13 protein-coding genes are annotated in these 18,089 nt (G+C 70.9%); 6 read left to right on the top strand and 7 right to left on the bottom strand.

All coding sequences use genetic code 11. The features are described from left to right. The first annotated feature begins 58 nt into the window (after positions 1-58). Positions 59-688, top strand: coding sequence for an MBL fold metallo-hydrolase (locus tag FLX08_RS10975; RefSeq protein WP_142618506.1), 630 nt, complete (start codon positions 59-61; stop codon positions 686-688). A 185-nt stretch (positions 689-873) separates the two neighbouring features. Further along, positions 874-3,771: a family 43 glycosylhydrolase gene (locus FLX08_RS10970; RefSeq protein WP_142618504.1), complete on the top strand. Its 2,898-nt coding sequence runs from the start codon at positions 874-876 to the stop codon at positions 3,769-3,771. A gap of 8 nt (positions 3,772-3,779) precedes the next feature. On the opposite strand, the gene FLX08_RS41315 is transcribed toward FLX08_RS10970, so the two are convergent. Beyond that, on the bottom strand, positions 3,780-4,739 hold the full coding sequence (locus FLX08_RS41315) for a hypothetical protein (RefSeq protein ID WP_208761382.1): 960 nt from the start codon (positions 4,737-4,739) through the stop codon (positions 3,780-3,782). A gap of 104 nt (positions 4,740-4,843) precedes the next feature. Here FLX08_RS41315 and FLX08_RS10960 point away from each other — a divergent pair, with 104 nt between their 5' ends. Then, positions 4,844-5,317, top strand: a complete 474-nt coding sequence (locus FLX08_RS10960; protein WP_142618501.1) for a GNAT family N-acetyltransferase — start codon at positions 4,844-4,846, stop codon at positions 5,315-5,317. Positions 5,318-5,528: 211 nt separating this feature from the next. Then, on the top strand, positions 5,529-7,037 hold the full coding sequence (gene arfA, locus FLX08_RS10955; RefSeq protein WP_142618499.1) for an arabinosylfuranosidase ArfA: 1,509 nt from the start codon (positions 5,529-5,531) through the stop codon (positions 7,035-7,037). 64 nt (positions 7,038-7,101) lie between these two features. On the opposite strand, the gene FLX08_RS10950 is transcribed toward arfA, so the two are convergent. From FLX08_RS10950 to FLX08_RS10935, 4 genes are read right to left on the bottom strand one after another with little or no spacing between them, the layout of a single operon-like run. Continuing rightward, positions 7,102-7,824, bottom strand: coding sequence for an ABC transporter permease (locus tag FLX08_RS10950; RefSeq protein ID WP_142618496.1), 723 nt, complete (start codon positions 7,822-7,824; stop codon positions 7,102-7,104). Continuing rightward, positions 7,821-8,774, bottom strand: coding sequence for an ABC transporter ATP-binding protein (locus FLX08_RS10945; RefSeq protein ID WP_142618494.1), 954 nt, complete (start codon positions 8,772-8,774; stop codon positions 7,821-7,823). The genes FLX08_RS10950 and FLX08_RS10945 overlap by 4 nt, the downstream gene beginning before the upstream one ends. Before the next feature lie 33 nt (positions 8,775-8,807). After that, complete coding sequence (locus tag FLX08_RS10940; RefSeq protein ID WP_142618492.1) at positions 8,808-9,440, bottom strand: hypothetical protein; 633 nt, start codon at positions 9,438-9,440, stop codon at positions 8,808-8,810. Continuing rightward, positions 9,437-9,772: a PadR family transcriptional regulator gene (locus tag FLX08_RS10935; RefSeq protein WP_244312548.1), complete on the bottom strand. Its 336-nt coding sequence runs from the start codon at positions 9,770-9,772 to the stop codon at positions 9,437-9,439. Before FLX08_RS10935 ends, FLX08_RS10940 begins: the two co-directional genes overlap by 4 nt. A 184-nt stretch (positions 9,773-9,956) precedes the next feature. On the opposite strand from FLX08_RS10935, the gene FLX08_RS10930 reads away from it, so the two are divergent. Next, positions 9,957-10,832, top strand: coding sequence for a universal stress protein (locus FLX08_RS10930; protein ID WP_142618490.1), 876 nt, complete (start codon positions 9,957-9,959; stop codon positions 10,830-10,832). Positions 10,833-10,903: 71 nt separating this feature from the next. On the opposite strand, the gene FLX08_RS10925 is transcribed toward FLX08_RS10930, so the two are convergent. Continuing rightward, positions 10,904-13,732: a glycosyl hydrolase family 95 catalytic domain-containing protein gene (locus FLX08_RS10925; protein ID WP_142618488.1), complete on the bottom strand. Its 2,829-nt coding sequence runs from the start codon at positions 13,730-13,732 to the stop codon at positions 10,904-10,906. A gap of 1,233 nt (positions 13,733-14,965) precedes the next feature. Here FLX08_RS10925 and FLX08_RS10920 point away from each other — a divergent pair. Then, on the top strand, positions 14,966-17,602 hold the full coding sequence (locus FLX08_RS10920; protein WP_142618486.1) for an HNH endonuclease signature motif containing protein: 2,637 nt from the start codon (positions 14,966-14,968) through the stop codon (positions 17,600-17,602). Positions 17,603-17,619: 17 nt separating this feature from the next. On the opposite strand, the gene tsaA is transcribed toward FLX08_RS10920, so the two are convergent. Continuing rightward, positions 17,620-18,039 (bottom strand): tRNA (N6-threonylcarbamoyladenosine(37)-N6)-methyltransferase TrmO, encoded by a 420-nt coding sequence (gene tsaA, locus FLX08_RS10915; protein WP_142618484.1) that lies wholly within the window; start codon positions 18,037-18,039, stop codon positions 17,620-17,622. Between the last annotated feature and the right edge of the window lie 50 nt (positions 18,040-18,089).

Raw genomic sequence — 18,089 nt, 5'->3', positions numbered from 1 at the left:
GAGTTCCCGCGGGTCGCGTGCAGAATAAGGTCATGTTCCGCACGGTGGTGATCATCAAGTGAGTGCCCGTATCGACCATGCCGTCACGTCGGGCACCTTCAGCCTGGACGGCCAGACCTTCGACGTCGACAACAACGTATGGGTGCTCGGCGACGACGCCGAGTGCGTGGTGTTCGACGCGCCCCACGACGTCAAGGCGATCACCGATGTGATCGCGGGCCGGCGCGTCCTGGCCATCCTCGCCACCCACGCCCACGACGACCATGTGCGCGTCGCGCCGGACCTGTCGGAGGCCACCGGGGCGCCCGTCCTGCTGCACCCGGCCGACCTGCCGGTGTGGCGGCTCACCCACCCCGGCCGCGAGCCCGACGGTGAGCTGTCCGACGGGCAGGTCATCGAGGTCGCCGGCACCCGCCTCGAAGTGCTCCACACTCCCGGGCACGCTCCCGGCGCCTGCTGCTTCCACGCGCCCGAGCTGGGCGTCGTCTTCACCGGCGACACCCTGTTCCAGGGTGGTCCCGGCGCGACGGGCCGCTCGTTCTCCGACTTCGGGGTGATCATCGACTCGATTCGCGACCGCCTGCTGAGCCTGCCGCCGGAGACCGTCGTCCACACCGGCCACGGCGACAGCACGACGATCGGCGCGGAGCTGCCGCACCTCGACGAGTGGATCCGCCGGGGCCACTGACCTCCGGACCTCGCCCGGGTCGTGAAGCCCGGGTCGTGAAGCGCGGGTCTTGACGATCACACGCCCCGCGGCCGACACTCACGAGACCGATTCACTCCGCCCCCGTGGTTCACGGGGGCGGCGTGGGTCTCGCAATGTGAGCGCTAACGAGGCCGAGGGGCGCGAGCCGCCGGCCGGGAGAGACGATGCACAGCACCCCCCGACGACGCCTCCCACGCCTCCCACTCTTCCCTCGCTTCCCTCGCTTCCCTCGCCTCGCGCTCGCGGCCGCCGCCGCGCTGTCCCTGGTCACGGGCCCGATCGTCACCCCGGCGCACGCGGCCGGCCCGGCGGAGCCGTCCGGCCTGCTGGTGCGGTACACCTTCGACGAGAAGGACGGCACCGTCGTCCACGACGCCTCCGGCCACGGCAACGACGGCACCTACGAACGGACCCCCGCCTTCGGCCAGGGCGTCGAGGGCGGGTCGTTCGCGATGTCCGGAGGGCCGTCCTCGTCCACGACCGCGCCGTACGTGAAGATCCCGAACGGCGTGCTGAAGGGCGTGAACAGCGTCACCGTCGCCGCGTACGTGAAGTGGAACGCCTCCACGACGGTGAACCAGTGGCTGTACGGCCTCGGCCCGGACGACACCAGATATCTGTTCACCTCGCCGTACAACGGGGGCAAGACCCTCTACTCGGCGATCACGGCGGGCAGCTGGCAGGCCGAGTCGAAGCTGTCCGGCGGCGCGGCCCTGCCGGGCGGCACCTGGAAGCACGTCGCGGTGACCGTCGACGGCGACAGCGGAACGGCCGTCATGTATCTCGACGGCATCGAGGCGGCGCGCGCGACCGGCGTGCCGGTCGAACCCGCCGGCCTGTACGACCCGGCGAAGGACTACTCGGGATACATCGGGAAGTCGCTCTACCCGGCCGACCCCTACTTCGCGGGTGAGGTGGACGACTTCAGGATCTACGACTACGCGCTGTCGGCGGCCGAGGTGCTCCAGGTCTCCGGCAACACGGCGGCCGTCGGCGCGGCCACGCTGCCGGAGCTCAAGGTCCCGGCGATCGTGGACGGGACGAACGACAGGATCGTCCTGCCCGTGAAGGAGGGCACCGACCTCACCCGGCTCGCGCCCGAGTTCACCCTGGTCCCGGGAGCGAGCGTCAAGCCCGCCTCCGGCACCGTGCGCGACCTGTCCGAGCCGGTCACCTACACCGTCACCGGCGGCGACGGCGCCCGCAGGACGTGGACGGTCGAGGCGCGGGTGATGAAGAGCCCGGTGCTCCCCGGCCTGTACGCCGACCCGAACATCACCGTGTTCGGCGACACGTTCTACATGTATCCGACCACCGACGGCTTCGCCGGCTGGAGCGGCACGCAGTTCCACGCGTTCTCGTCCAAAGACCTCGTGCACTGGACCGACCACGGCGTCGTCCTCGACCTCGGACCCGACGTGACCTGGGCCGACAACAGCGCCTGGGCGCCGGCGATCGCCGAGCGGAACGGAAAGTACTACTTCTACTTCAGCGGCGGCCTGGCCACCGGCAACACCGCCAAGCACCTCGGCGTCGCCGTCTCCGACTCCCCAGCGGGGCCGTTCAGGGACGCCCTGGGCAAGCCGCTGGTGGCGGCCGGGACCTACAGCGGCCAGATGATCGACTCCGATGTGTTCGTCGACGACGACGGCCAGGCGTACCTCTACTGGGGCAACGGCAACTCCTACCAGGTGCCGCTCAACGACGACATGGTGTCGTTCGACCCCGCCAAGGTGAAGACGTACAAGCCGAGCGGCTACAACGAGGGCTCGTTCGTCTTCAAGCGCGGCGGGATCTACTACTTCATGTGGTCGGAGAACGACACGCGCGACGAGAACTACCAGGTCGCGTACGCCACGGGCGCCTCGCCGCTCGGCCCGTGGACCAGGCGGGGCGTGATCCTGCAGAAGGACCTGTCCCTAGGGATCAAGGGCACCGGCCACCACTCGGTCGTGCGGGTGCCCGGCACCGGCGACTGGTACATCGCCTATCACCGCTTCGCCATCCCCGGGGGCGACGGCACCCATCGGGAAACCACGATCGACCGGATGGAGTTCGACGAGAACGGCCTGATCGAGAAGGTCGTGCCGACGCTGGAGAGCGTCGAGCCGGTGTCGGTCGCGAACGCCGGGCCGGACGCCGAGGGCCGCGAGGGGTCCCCGATCCGGCTGGCCGGATCGGCCACCGGCGCGGCGAAGTGGAGCTACGCGCCCGGCGAGGACGCCGATCCCGGCGCGACCTGCTCCTTCTCGGATTCCGGCGCCGCCGAGACCGCCGTCACCTGCGACGACGACGGGACCTACACCGTCACGCTGACCTCCGGCCGCAGCCGCGACACCGCGAAGGTGACCGTCGCCAACGCCGCTCCCGAGGCCGGAGACGTCGCGGCGCCCGCCAAGCCGGTCGAGGCCGGCACGCGCGTGACCCTGACGGTCCCGGCCACCGACCGGGGCGCGAACGACGTGCTCACCTGCACGGTGGACTGGAAGGACGGGACCACCGCGTCCGGCACGGCCGGCGACGGGACGTGCACGGCGCGGCACACCTATCGGAAGCCGGGCGTCCACGAGCCCGTCGTCACCGTCGCCGACGACGACGGCGCGACCACCACCGCGACCGGCCGCCCGGTGGTCGTGTACGACCGGGACGCCGGCTTCGTCACCGGCGGCGGCTGGATCGACTCGCCCGCGGGCGCCTTCCGCGCCAACCCCGCGCTGACCGGCCGGGCCACCTTCGGGATCGTGGCCAAGTATGTGAAGAACACGGCGGTGCCGATCGGGGCGACGACGTTCTCGTTCCAGGCCGGGCCCCTGAACTTCCGGTCCACGGCGTACGACTGGCTCGTGGTGTCGGGCGGGGAGATCCGCTATCGCGGCATCGGGACGGTCGGCGGCGCGGGGCGCTACGGCTTCGAGGTCGTCGCCCGCGACGGCGACACCCGCGACGGGGACGGCGTGGACCGCTTCGCCGTCCGGATCTGGGACGAGCGGACCGGTGACGTGATCTACCAGAACGGAGCCGGCGACGAGGCCCAGGGCGGCGTCGTCGTCCACGCGAAGTAGCGCGCGGCCTATCGCGCGACCCGGACGCCGGTGACGGCGAAGCGCTCGACCTCCGCCACGTGACCGCCGGTGCTGGCGACGAGGGTGAGCGTGCTGCCCGGAGCCGCGCGGAAGGTCACGGTGGCGGACCAGGGGACGCGGTCCCCTCCCGCCGAGACGCAGCAGCGCTCGCCGAGGGGGCGGGCGCTGCCGGTCGCGCGCACCTGCACCCGGATGCTCTCGTCCACTCCGGTGATCGTGCCGCCCAGCGTGACGGGGGAGGACACGAGGGCGCCGTACCGGGGAGTGGTGAGGGAGAAGGTGGTGTCGTCGGTGCCCACCACCTCCCACGGCGCGTCCGGCCCGGTGCCGAACCTGACAAGGTGGACGACGGCGGCGATGCCGGGCCGCCCGCCGCCCTCGCCCCGGACGCCGACGGAGACGCGGGCGTCCGCGCCGGTCACCGTACGCTCGACCACCTGGTCGACACCCGTGAACCCGAGGAAGCCCTGGGTGAAGGACAGCGCGGTCCGCTCGGCGTCCAGGTGCCAGGGCTGGTGCCCGCCCGAGCGGTAGCTCTCCTGCCAGTCCCGCGCCTGCTTCTCGTCCGCGAAGGGCCACAGCGGCTGGTAGCGGCCCGCCACGAGGGAGCCCGCGGATGGGGTGGGGGTGGCGGCCGGGCTGCTCTGCGGGGCGGTCGCCGTGCCGGTCGCCGTGTTGGTCCCTGGGCCGGTCGCTTGGTTGGTCGCTGTGCCGGTCGCTGTGCCGGTTGCTGTGCCGGTTGCTGTGCCGGTCCCTGTGCCGGTTGCTGTGCCGGTCCCGGGGCCGGATCCGCACGCGCCCGCCAGCAGGCCGAGCGCGGCCAGCACGGCGGGCGCCCACCTCGCCCACTCCGCCCCCCTCGCCCACCTGGCCCACCTGGCCCGGCCCGCCCGGCCGTCTGTCACGCCGCGAGTCACGATGCGCGCTCCCGCCACCAGAGGTTTCATTGACGAGAGCATGCCCGGCCCGATGCCGGGCATTCGCGGCGTGCCCGTCGTGCTGGGGGCGCTGTCCGAGCGGGATATACGCGGATGACGCCTAAGGTTTCCGTGTGAATGCGAAACTCCGCCTTGCGCCTGTTACCCCCGCCAACGTCGAGACGGCTATTGCTGTAAGGGTTCGCCCCGACCAGGAGCGCTTCGTCTCGCCTGTGGCGAAGTCACTGGCCGAGGCCTACGTGCATCGGGAAGTGGCGTGGCCGCGCCTCATCCTCGACGGCGACCGTCCGGTGGGCTTCCTCATGGCCTTCCTGGACATCGACTGGGACGGCAAGGGGATCGACTTCCGATCCGGCTTGTGGCGGCTGAATGTGGTGGCCGGCGAACAGGGGCGCGGAGTCGGTCGCTTCGCCGTCGAATCCGTGGCCGCCGAAATAAGGCGCCGTGGCGGCACGCAGATGTACGTCACGTGGGAGCCGGGAGAGGGCGGGCCGGAGGGCTTCTACCGGAAACTCGGGTTCCAGCTCACAGGCGAGGAGAGCGGGGGACAGGCGGTCGGGGTGCTGGATCTGACGACCTGCTCGTAGGACCACAGCCACCAGCCGCGCATAGCGGCACCTGCCCCGCGGCCAGGGCCGGTATTCCCCGGGGTGGTTCGTCATGACGCTGCCCGGCGACTGTTAGCGATAACAGCATGCGTCTCAATAGCCGAGTTTTCCGGACCGAAACCTTGACCGAGGGCGATGCGAGCGCTAACAATCGCCCCGCGAGCCCCCTGTCCGGTGAAGGAGATCCCGCGTGCTCCAGGCACAACTGACCATCGACCCCGCCCACCGTGTGGCCCCCGTACGGCGCCGCACGTTCGGCACGTTCGTCGAGCACCTCGGCCGCTGCGTTTACACCGGAATCTACGAGCCGGGCCACCCGACGGCAGACGAGGAGGGGTTCCGCGGCGACGTGCTCGCGCTCACCCGCGAGCTCGGCGTGACCACCGTGCGCTACCCCGGCGGCAACTTCGTCTCCGGCTACCGGTGGGAGGACGGCATCGGCCCGCGCGAGCAGCGCCCCCGGCGGCTCGACCTCGCCTGGCACAGCACCGAGACCAACGAGATCGGGATCGACGAGTTCATGCGGTGGTCCCGCCTGGCGGGGCTGGAGCCGATGATGGCGGTCAACCTCGGCACTCGCGGCGTGCAGGAGGCCGTCGACCTGCTCGAATACTGCAACATCCCGTCCGGCACCGCGCTGTCGGACCTGCGGATCGCGAACGGCGCCAAGGATCCGCACGACATCCGCATGTGGTGCCTGGGCAACGAGATGGACGGCCCCTGGCAGATCGGGCACAAGACCGCCCGCGAGTACGGCAGGATCGCCGCCGAGACCGCCCGGGCCATGCGCATGGTCGACCCCAGCCTGGAACTGGTGGCCTGCGGCAGCTCCGGCTCCTCCATGCCGACCTTCGGCACCTGGGAGGCGACCGTCCTTGAGGAGACCTACGACCTGGTCGACCACATCTCCTGTCACGCCTACTACGAGGAGAAGGACGGCGACCTCGCCGGCTTCCTGGCCTGCGCGAGTGACATGGAGCACTTCATCTCCACGGTCGTCTCCACGGCCGACCAGGTGGGGGCCAGGCTCGGCTCCAGCAAGAAGATCTCCGTCTCCTTCGACGAGTGGAACGTCTGGTACCTGAGCCGCGTCAAGGCGGCCGAGGCCGGGCAGGACTGGCCGGTCGCGCCGCCGCTCCTGGAGGACCACTACCACCTCGCCGACGCCGTGGCCTTCGGCAGCCTGCTCATCACGCTGCTGCGGCACAGCGACCGGGTCGCGGCGGCCTGCCTGGCCCAGCTCGTGAACGTGATCGCGCCCATCATGACCGAGCCCGGCGGCCGGGCCTGGCGGCAGACGACCTTCCACCCGTTCGCGCAGGCGGCGCGGCTCGCCAAGGGCGAGGTCGTACGCGTCGAGCCCGTCTGCCCGGCGTACGAGACGGCCGAGTTCGGCGAGGTGCCCGTGCTCCACGCGGTCGCCACCCGGGACGAGACGGAGACGACGCTGTTCGTGGTGAACAGGTCGACGGCCGAGCCGGTGGAGCTGGAGCTCGACGCGAGGGCGCTGGTCTCGGGGACGGGCGCCGTGCGGATCGCCGAGGCGACGACGCTCACCCACGAGGACGTCTACGCCCGCAACACCGCCGACGACCCCGATCGGGTGGCGCCCCGCCCCAACACGAGCTATCAGAGCGATCCGCTCCGGATCGTGCTGCCGCCGGTCTCTTGGAACGTGATCAGGCTGACGACGGCCTGACCGGCGACCGCCCCACACCCGGCCGCGCGGGGGACCGTCGTCCCCGGGCGGCCGCCGAGCCGGATCACGTGGCGTCGGTGACGAGCCGTTCGCGGTCGACGACGGCCGAAGCCGCACGCCATCCGAGCAGGTCGAGGAGGAGCAGGACCGCCCCGAGTACGAGCGCCGTGGGGAGGGTGGCGGGGACGACGCCGAAGGCGACGAGCGTGGTGATCGCAACCGTGGGGAGACTCAGGAGAAGGGCGAGCTGCCCCGCGGTGCGGGGATCGCTCGCGCGGGCCGAGACGGCGATGCCGACCCAAATGGACCATGCCGCGAGCGGCGGTGTGAACAGGAGCTGGGCGAGCAGTTCCGGGCCACGGATGAACGCCGAGGCGACCACCGGCTGGGCGAAGATCTCCACGATGGCCACGAAGAGGGCGAAGACGCCGTAGGCGACGGCGATCGAGGGGATGAAGGCGGCCAGGGCCTTGCCGAGCAGGAGTTCCTCACGGCTGATCGGTGTGGCGATCACCGGTTCGAGGGTGCCCTGCAGGCGCTCGCCGACCACCGCGTACGCGGCCAGGACGGCGGGGACCAGCACGGGGACGGCCAGCATGTAAAGCAGGGCGTGCTCGTGCCGCAGCGCCGTCGCGGCCGAGGGCGGCAGAGTGAAGACCTGGATCAGCGGCTGGATGAGGAACACGAGCGGGAGGATCGCCATCGCCAGCACGACGGCGGCGTTGCGCCGGTACTCGTGGAGCTCCTTGCGGGTGATGGCCCGCACCCGCCGCCTGCTGACGGTCATGTCGGGCTCCCCGGCTCGTCCTGGTCGATCAGCTCGAGGTAGACGTCCTCGAGCGAGTGGCGCGTCCGGCTGATCGACAGCACGTCGGCGCCCGCCGCCACCAGCGCCCGGGTCACCGCGGGTGCGGCCATCTCCGGTTCCGACACCTCCACGACGTAGCCGGCCGTGCCCTCGGGGCGCCAGCCGCGGACGCCGGGCAGACCGGCGAAGACGCGGCCGGGGTCGTCGAGCGAGCCGGCGGTGCGGACGGTGAGCGTCCGGCCGAACAGCCGCTCGCGCAGCTCCCCGGGCCGGCCGATCATGCGCAGCGTCGTGTTCAGGATCGCCACCCGGTCGCACTGCCGCTCGGCCTCCTGAAGGCGGTGGGTCGTCAGGAAGACGGTGACGCCGCGACGGCGCAGTCCGTCGATCAACGCGTGAACCTCGCGGGCGGCAACCGGGTCGAGACCGGAGGTCGGCTCGTCGAGGAACAGCACCTGCGGGTCGGCCAGCAGCGCCCGGGCCAGCGCCACCCGCTGGCGCATCCCCTTGGACAGCGCGCCGCAGACGTCCTGGGCCCGGCCGGCCAGGTTCACCGCCCGTAGGGCGTGCTCGATGCGACCGGCCGGGTCGGGGATCTCGTACAGGTCGGCGAAACACCGCAGGTTCTCCAGCACGCTCAGCCGCAGGTACAGGCCCGGCGACTCGGGCATGATCGCGATCCGGCGGCGGATCTGCGCGCTGTTGTCCGGAGTGAGCGGGAGCCCGGCGACCGTGGCGGAACCCGAGGTCGGGGCCAGCAACGTGCCGAGCGTCCGCACGGTCGTCGTCTTGCCGGCCCCGTTCGGGCCGAGGAACCCGAACACCTCGCCGAGTTCCACCTCGAAACAGACGTCGTCGAACGCGATCTGGTCACCGAACCGCTTCGACAGATGCCTGACCGACAGCGCCGGGGCGCCGAGCCCCGCCATCACCCGAGCCCCGCCATCACCCGAGCCCCGCCATCACCCGAGGCCGGCCGGGCCCGCGTGCAGCAGGAGCACGACGGCCGCGAGCTGGACAAGACACAGGACGAGGCCGGCGGTCAGATCGGCCTCGGCGTACACGGCCGAACCCTGGATCAGCCCGTGGATCAGGTGGGCGACGTTCAGCCCGGTGAAGAGGACGAAGGCCGCCCGCGCCCAGCGGTGTCCGCGGCCGCCCGCCCAGGCCAGCCAGAGGCAGAGCCCGGCCGCGACGACGGCGCCCACCGCGAGCGGGTGGAGGGCGCCGGAGAGCTCCGCGCGCCACTGCGCGGCGGTGTATGCCGGATCCCGTGCCGCTATGGCCGACCTGATGTCGTCGATCGTGGCCAGGACCACGATCGCGGTGGCGAGCTCGGCCGCGGCGCTGAGGTACATCAGTCCGATCGCGGCGCGTGCCGATCGGTTCGAGCGGGGTATCCGCGGCCGCAGGCGCAGGGACAGCGCGGCCCGCACCAGGTCAAGGCACTCCATCGGCTCCGGACGACGTCGGCCTTCGCGGGCGCCGGCCAGCAGCACCGCGAGGATCTCGCTCTCGTGCGCGTCGCGGAACGACCGGGGGTACCACCGCAGCCAGCGGCGGTAACGCCGTTCCAGGTCCGCAGCCTCGCTCACGGCGCCGCCCCGGGGGCCAGGCCCAGCCGGGCCAGCGCGGTCGTCGCATGGGATCGGACCCGGGCCGCCTCGGCGGCCAACTGCCGCGAGCCCTCAGGGGTGAGCCGGTAGTAGCGGCGCAACCGGTTGTCCACGATCTCCTCGCGGTCGACGCTGACCAACCCGTCCAGGCGGAGCCGGTCCAGGGCCGCGTACAGCGTCCCGGCACGCAACCGCACCCGCCCGCTGGAGATCTGCTCGACGTCGGTGATGATGCCGTACCCGTGCCTGCTGCCCCCCGCCAGCGCGGTGAGGATCAGGAAGGTCGCCTCCTGCATGGCCCGGTTCGTCATGTCAGCAGTATATATCGCCGGACTGCATATTGGGCGAGCGTGCCGGGCCCGCGCGGGCGGAAGTCCCTCGGCTTGAGGACTTTCGTCTGCTGCGCCGCGGGCAGCGGAGACGGTGCGATGGTGGCCGGGAGAACCAACCCCCGCGCGCGTCCGCGTACCGCTTGAAGCACAGGAGGAGACGTACATGGCCGGACAGATCGTCGTCGGCGTCGACGGATCGAACCCAGCGACGGCGGCGCTGGAGTGGGCGGCGGACGACGCGCGGCGCCGGGGAGCCACCTTGAAGATCGTCCACGTGCGCGAGCCGTGGGCGCACGAATACCCGTTCCACGCCGTCGAGGGCTTCGCCCAGTCCTACAGCGAGTTCTGCGAGGGCGTGCTCGCGGCGGCCGCCGCGAGCGCCCGGGAGATCGCCCCCGGCCTTGAGGTGACCACGGAGCTCGCCGAGGGCACGGTCGTCGAGACCCTGCGGGCCGCGTCGGCCGGGGCCGACGCCCTCGTGGTCGGCAGCCGGGGGATGGGCGGCTTCTCCGGCCTGATCCTCGGCTCCGTCGGCCTCGGCCTGGCCGGTCACGCGGAGGTCCCGGTCGTCGTGGTACGCAAACCGCACCGGGAGGAGTACCACGAGGTCGTCGTCGGCTTCGACGGATCCCCCCACTCGGAGGCGGCGCTGGAGTTCGCCTTCGAGGAGGCCCGGGCGCGGCGCGGGCGGGTGCACGCGGTGTACGCCTGGGAGATGCCGGCGTTCTCGCCCTTCGCCGTCGGCTACGGAACGGCGCTGCAGGAAATCTACGACAACGAAGTCCGGGCGGCGCGGCTGCGGCTCGCGCCGTGGCGCGACAAGCACCCCGACGTCCCGCTCGTCGAGTCGGCGGTCTGCGGCCACCCGGCCCCGGCGCTGGCCGACGCCTCGCTCGTCGCCGACCTCGTCGTCGTCGGCTCCCGCGGACTGGGCGGCGTGCGCGGCGCGCTCATCGGCTCGGTCAGCCATGCTGTACTGCACCGCGCCCACTGCCCCGTCGCGGTCGTAGGGCCCCGCGACGGGGAGAATCTGCCGTAGGCGGATCCGCAGGGCGGCAGCAGGATGTGCTGCTGCCGCCCTGACATGCCCTTCCGTCCTGCCCGGATCGGTCACACGCCGGTGATCGTCCACTGGTTGTTGGGGCTGTTGTTCGGCGTCCACATGCCGACGGCGGAGCCGGCGGCGGTGTAGCCCATGCCGTCGAGGGCGGTGCCGGTGCCGCGGTTGACGATCTGGTAGCGGCCGTTGCCGAGATCGTTCAGGCGCCACTGCTGGTTGTTGCCGCCGTTCCAGGGCGCCTGCCTGGCGTTGGCGCCGTTGGCGGTGTTGCCCCAGCTGTCGGCCACCATGCCGTTGGTGCGGTTGACGATCCGATACCAGCCGCCGCCCAGGTCGACGAGCTGCCACTGGAGGTTCGTGCTGCCGTCCCAGTTCCACTGCTTGAGGTTCGACCCCGACGCCACGTTGCCGCCGCTGTCCAGCACCAGGCCGGTGGCGGCGTTGGCGATCCGCACATAACCGGTGGGGGTGCCGCCGCCGCCGGACCCGGTCAGGCGGTAGGTGCGGCCGGCCTGGCCGGGTAGTGCGATGACGTCGGCCTCGGGTTTGGTGACGGAGACGGCGCTGCCGCTCTCGGCGTCGACCACCTGGTAGGTGCCGGTGAAGCTCCGGTTGCGCACGTTGACCGTGCCGGTGCGGTCGAATCTGACGAGGATCTCGGTGCTCCCATCAGAGCTCCAGGTAGCCCCCACGGTGTAGCCGCCGCGGCCCCGCAGGCCCTGCACCTTCCCGCTCGGCCACGCCGAGGGCAGCGCGGGCAGCACGTGCAGCTCGCCGTTGTGGCTCTGCAGCAGCATCTCGGCGATGCCGGACGTGGCGCCGAAGTTGCCGTCGATCTGGAACGGGGGGTGCAGGTCGAACATGTTCGGCGCGAGCCGGTCGGTCCGCACCAGGAGGCCGATCAGGTTACGTGCCCGGTTGCCCTCCTCCATCCGCGCCCAGTAGTTGATCTTCCAGGCCAGCGACCAGCCGGTGCCGTCGTCACCACGTAGTTCGAGGGTCCGCCGCGCGGCGTTGTAGAGCGTGGGGGTGCCGCGCTTGGTGATCTGGTTGCTGGGGTGCAGGCCGTACAGGTGCGAGACGTGCCGGTGGTTCTGCTCGGTCTCCACCCAGTCGTACAGCCACTCCTGGATGTTGCCGCGCGAGCCGACCTTCATCGGAGGAAGCCGGTCCCGGGCGGCCAGGACCTGGCTCCGGAAGCTCGCGTCCACGCCGAGGACCTCGCCGGCCTTGGCGCAGCCGTTGAACAGGTCACGCAGGATCTGGTTGTCCATCGTCGGGCCTGCGCACACGCTGACACCCGAGTGGTGGGCCAGCTCCGGGGAGTTCGAGGGGTTCGTGACCAGGTAGCCCAGGCTCGGCTCCTGCACGAGGGTGTCGAGGAAGAACTGCGCCGCGCCCTTCATCGCCGGGTAGTTCTGCCGGAGGAAGTCGACGTCGCCGGTGAACAGGTAGTGGTCCCAGATCATGGTGGCCAGCCAGGCGCCGCCGGTCTGCCACATGCCCCATAACGCGCCGTCGACGACCGAGCTGCCCCGCCACGCGTCGGTGTTGTGGTGGGTGACCCAGCCTCCGGCGTTGTACTGCACCCGAGCCGTGCGGGCGCCCGTGACCGTGAGGTCGTTGATCATGCCGAACACCGGCTCGTAGCACTCCGACAGATTCGTGGTGTCGGCGGGCCAGTAGTTCATCGGCAGGTTCGCGTTCAGCGTGTACTTGGAATCCCACGACGGGCTGAGGGAGTCGTTCCAGATGCCCTGGAGGTTGGCCGGCTGGGTCCCCGGCCGCGAGGAGGAGATCAGCAGATAGCGGCCGAACTGGAACAGCAGCACCGAGAACTGCGGATCGTTGGTGTTCGCGTGCTGCGCGATCCGCACGTCTGTCGGCTGGTCGGCCGCCGAGGTGCGGCCGAGGTCGAGTGTGGTGCGCCCGAACAGCCGCTGGTAGTCGGCGACATGGCGGGCGCGCAGGTCGTCGTACGTCCTGCCGTTGACGGCGTCGAGATAGCGCCGCGCGATGCCCTGGTAGTCGCCGCCGGTGTCCTTGTAGTTCACGTAGCTGGAGCCGATGGAGATCAGCACGGTCACGCTGTTGGCGTTGCGCACCTGGAGGGTGCCGCCGGAGCTGCTGACCGTGCCGCCGTCGGCCACGGCCTTGGCCAGCGCCAGGAATCTGACCTTGCCCGCCAGGCCACGCTGGTCGCCCGAGACGCCGTCGAGCGCCACCGTCGTGCCGTCCGGGCTGGAGCGCGTGGTCCGCTGGGGGCTGTCGAACGTCGCGGAGAACGTGATCGAGCCGCCCCTGTCGGCGGTGAGGCGGATGGCGATCACCTGGTCCGGCGCGCTCGCGAGCACCTCACGCCGGTAGCGCACGCCGTTCTGCAGGTACGTCGTGGTCGTGGTGGCCGTGGTCAGATCCAGGACACGGCTGTACTCCGAGACTCCGCTGCTGCTGCCGAAGGTGAGCCGCAGGTTGCCGACGGTCTGGTACGCCAGCTGGGCCGAGGGGTTGCCCAGCATGTTCTGGTCGATGAGACTCTGGGCCTGGCTCCACTGGTTCTGGAAGACCAGTTGCCGGATCTGCCCCAGAGCTCCCGCGCCCCTCGTGTTGCTCTGGTCGTACGGCCCGCCGGCCCAGACGGTGTCCTCGTTGAGCTGCAACCGCTCGGTGTCGACGTTGCCGAACACCATCGCGCCCAGCCGGCCGTTGCCGATCGGCAGCGCGCGCAGCCAGTCGGTGCCGGCGCTCTCGTCGTACCAGAGGGCCAGATCGTTCGCGGCGCTCACCTCGGGAGGGACCGCCACCGCGGCCCGGGCGGCCGCCGTCCACTGGAACGGCGCCAGCGCGGCTCCGGCTCCGACCGCGCCGAATCGCAGCATTTGCCGTCGGGTGAAGTCAGACAATTCAGCTCTCCAAGTCCATGGGGGGGTGAGGGACGCTCGGAATCGATTCGACAGGGCCGATGCAGGTGCGGGAACCCGAAGGTGGCCGACCGGCGCGTGCGCCCGTGCCTGAGCCTCCATGACTGCAATAGGGAAAGGGGAAACGCGGGGACATTCAGCGCTGGGCGCCATGCTTGCGGGTGAGGGAGCGCACACCATGAGGGCGTCGCGAACGGCGGGTCTCCGCCCCGCGCACCACCACCGGACAGCGGGAGACCGCCTCGCGGCTCAGTGTGAAAAACTCGGCGAAATGTGTCAAGAGCAGGATTCTGCCGAGAAAGCCCGGTGTCGCATGAATCAACCCCCGATCCCGGGTCCGCCGCAGCGCGTCTGTGATCGGGAACGCAGTCATCGGATGAAAGTTTCATTCGCCGTGCTCGCCCCTGAGTGCGGAGATTCCCTGAGGTGGCAGTTGGGCCGAGTTCACGCCCAGTCTCGATGGGGTCCGTACTATCGGGTCACTTGACACCATGCCCTCACCTCGGCTTTGCTCCGCTCCACCACCACCGGCCGATCTCCCGAGATGGAGGAGGACGAAGACGAGCCTAAAATGTTAGCGCTAACACACATCTGACACGTGCCGTGGCCGGCGCGAGTGGCCGGCCGACGACCCGCACATCGGGAACAGGTCCTACCTATCCCGAACTCAGCTCGGACGCCTGGGCATGGCGCAGGCGGCACGATCCGCACTCCATGCGAACGCCGGCGGCACCGCGTCTCGCGGGAAACCCCTGTGCTCGGCTCGGTTATCGCGTTTGCAACGAGAACGGCGGACGATTTTCGCGTTGGTGAAATCTCAAATTGATTGCCGGGTGGCTCAGAGCCGGTTTGTTCCCAGTATTCGCGCCAGTTTTATAAAGGGTGCAAAGTCTGATCCTCGCTCGATATCGCCTTAAGGTGAGATCGGCGGCACGTTCCTCGCGGGCTACCGCAGCGCGATCCTGGACGGCCTGCGCTCGGCGGACCGCCTCAAGCGAGGCATCTCGGCAGCCGCCTTCGCGGTCGCCTGCCACAGCTCCTGGCGGGGCCTGCCCGCCCGTGGCGGACTGCCCTCGTGACCAGTGCGGATCCCCCAATCTGTGATTCCAAGAGATTTCTAGTTGATCTTGCACTAGCCCCGGAGAGACGAGAAAATTAATACAAGTTTTCGAATCTCTTGATGGGGGTGTGATGGATCTGTTCGGCATCGATCCTGAGCGCCTTCGTCGTTCGAACGATGGCGACGGTGAGTGGTGGGACCGTCTGATCGCCAATTCCCCGCTGTGGTCGTCCGACGGCTCATCCGCCCGCGCACCCTTCCCGATCATCAACTTCGAGCCGCCGCAGCCCACCGCCGCGACCGGTGGCGCAAGCACGGACGCCCCGGGCACGGATGCCACCCACACCGATGCCGCCGATGCGAATGCCGCTGGCATGGACGGCGCTGGCGTGGATGCCGCCCGTGCGGACGCTGGCGGCGCGGGTGCCGCCCGTGGTGATGCCGCTGATGCGGGTGGCCGTGGTCGGGGCCATGCGCGGTCGTCGTGGGTGGTGGTGGGGTCTGTTCGTGAGGTGGCGCAGGAGCTGGCGCTGGTCCCGCTTCCCGACGACGTGGATATGTGTCTGGCTGAGGCGGAGGAGTTGCTGTTCGCCCGGGATCGGATCACCTGCGCCCTGGCCGACCGGGTAGGCCGGGTCCATCGAGCGGGGCAGGCCAAGCAGCATGGGCATGCCTCCACCCGGTCGTGGTTGCGCACTAGCGGTGGGATGACGGTGGGTGGTGCGGGCCGCCTGCTGATGTTGGGGGCGGAGCTGCCGCGGCTGCCGGTGGTGCGGGAGAAGTTCGCTGCGGGTGAGTTGGCGGCGGGGGTGGTGGAGGCCATCTGCGCCGCTGTCGCCGGGCTGACCGATGAGCAGGCCGCACTGGCGGAGCCGATTTTGGTGGAGCTGGCGGGCAAAGCCGGGGCGGCGGAGGTGGCCAAGGCCGGCCGCCATTTGCGGGCGGTGCTCGACCCCGACGGCGAAGAACGCGATGAGCAGGCCGACTACGAGCGGCGCTTCCTGCGGGTCCGCCCGGGCAAGGGCGGCGGTGTGGAAGGAGAGTTCTACATTCCCCGTGAACCCGGCGCCCGCCTGATGACCCTGTTGCACGAGTACGCCAAGAAGAAGGCCGACGGCGATGACCGCACGCTGACGGAGCGCCAAGCGGACGCCCTGATCGCCGCGCTGCTGGAGCAGAAGATCGTCACCGAACTCCTCGTCGTGGTCAGCGCCGAATCCCTCCCCACCGACCCCGAAAACACCGACCCGGCCACCGAAGACTGCACCGACCCCGCCGCTGACGGCACGGACGACCCCGCTCCCGCCGAAGCCGACGACAGTGTCTCCAGCTCGATGAGCGACCCCGACCACGCGGGCGGCACCGACGCCCCCGGCACTCCTGACGAGGTCGACACTGCAAAGGCAGAGGCAGAGGCAGAGGCAGATGCCGGTGCCGACAGGGCTGCGGCCGCCGGGACAGGATGCGCCGACGGCCCGGGTGAGGAAGCTACCGCCGACGCCTGCGCTACCGCAGAGAGCGGCCTCGGTGACGTGCGCGAAGCCGATGCTGCCCCCGCCACCGGCGCCTTCGCCGCCCCTGCCACCGGCTTCGCCCCTGCCCCTGCCCCTGGCTCCGCCGATGCCACGGCCGGACTTCGCGGTGAGGAGCCTCGCGGTTGCGGAGACGGTGAGCGCGGGGCCGACGAGCGGCGGCCCGGCGAGTGCGAGCCACGCGACACTATAAGCACCGCCTTCACCGAGTGTGACGCCGCCGAGAGCACCAGCTCTGCCGAGGGTGACGAGAGCGCGCCCGCCACGGGCGGAGACGGCGACCGTGCCGCGACTCAGACTGGATCACCGCACGCCCGGCAGGGCGCGTCGGCATGGCCTGCCGACGGTGGCGGGCACTCGGACACAGCGCCCGCGGACATAGCGTCTTCGGGCGCATCGCCATCGCAGGCGGCGTGGCCGGATCCTCCTCCCGAGGACGCCTCCGCACGTCACACCCACGCCGGGTCTCGGCCTGCGGGGGAGTGCCGGCATGGCCGGGGCGCGTGCCGGTGCGGCGGCGATGCACGCTGCTCCCACGCGACGCAGGCGCTGGGAACAGCACAGGGGGCATCGGGAACGATGCCCGGCGGGCCGGGACCGGAGCCGGAGACATCACCCGGGAGGGCATCGGGAACAGCACCGGGAGCCGGGCGAGGGACGCCGGGAGCGGCGCAAGGAGCGGCGCAGGGTGCGTCACCGGGAGCAGCTCCGGGGGCAGCTCCGGAAGCGTCGGCAGGCACGCCGCCCGGGGCGTTCCCGGGGACGGGGCTGGGGGCGTCACTGGGACCAGCGTTGGGGGCGTCGTTGGGGATGGTGCCGGGGTTGCTGCTGGCCACCGGGCAGGTACTGCCCCTCTCCAGCGTGCACCGCCTCGCCCGCACCAGCACCCTGGTCCGGATCGTCATGAACGCCGACGGACAGGTCCTGGACATGGGCCGCAAGGTCCGCCTGGCCACCCCCGCCCAGCGCAGGGCCGTGTTCGCCCGGTATGCCACCTGCTGGATCGACGGCTGCCCACTCTCGGCCACCATGTGCCAGATCGACCACGCCGACAACTGGAGCACCGGCGGCCTCACCGACCTGAAGCTGCTCGGACCGGCCTGCCAGTTCCACAACCGCGACCGATACCAGCACCCCGAGCGCTACACCCGCCGCAAAGAAGGCACCGACCGCTGGGCCTTCACCTACCACCGCCTGGGAACAGCCCGGCGAGTGCGAAACGAATCTACAACGTAAAGGGGCTCGGCAGGGTGTCAGCGCTCGACCGCATCGAGCACGGGCTTGATGTCGACCACAGGTGTGCCGTCGATGGCCTCCAGGGGGTGCACGCGCAGGCCTCGTGCCGGGTCGGTCTCCAGGACGGTGACCCGATGCAGGCCGACGGGGTTGGGGCGGTCGGGGGAGCGGGTGGCGAACACGCCGGTCAGCGGGTTGCTCGTCTCCCCGCGGGGGTGCACCCGCAGGGCTTCGCGGTCGGCCTGGTGGAACCAGGTGAGGACGAGCACCTCGTCGCCCGTCGTCACCCCGTCGAGGGCCTCCGCGACGGCGGGGTCGATCTCCAGCCAGGCGTCCGGTGCGCCCTCACGCCCCTGCCGCGGAGCCTCGGTGCGATCGGTCAGCGCGGAGCGTACGACGCCGACGGGCCGCAGGGTGAACGACGCGGGTTCGCTCATGATCCTTCTCCTTCTGGGGCGGTTGAATGCCCACGATGTCATCCGGGGCC

Origin of the sequence: Microbispora hainanensis, from assembly GCF_006874475.1 — a bacterium.
Lineage (GTDB): Bacteria > Actinomycetota > Actinomycetes > Streptosporangiales > Streptosporangiaceae > Microbispora > Microbispora hainanensis.
The sequence above is the reverse complement of the archived record's forward strand: the minus strand, read 5'-3'. Positions and strand labels throughout refer to the sequence as shown.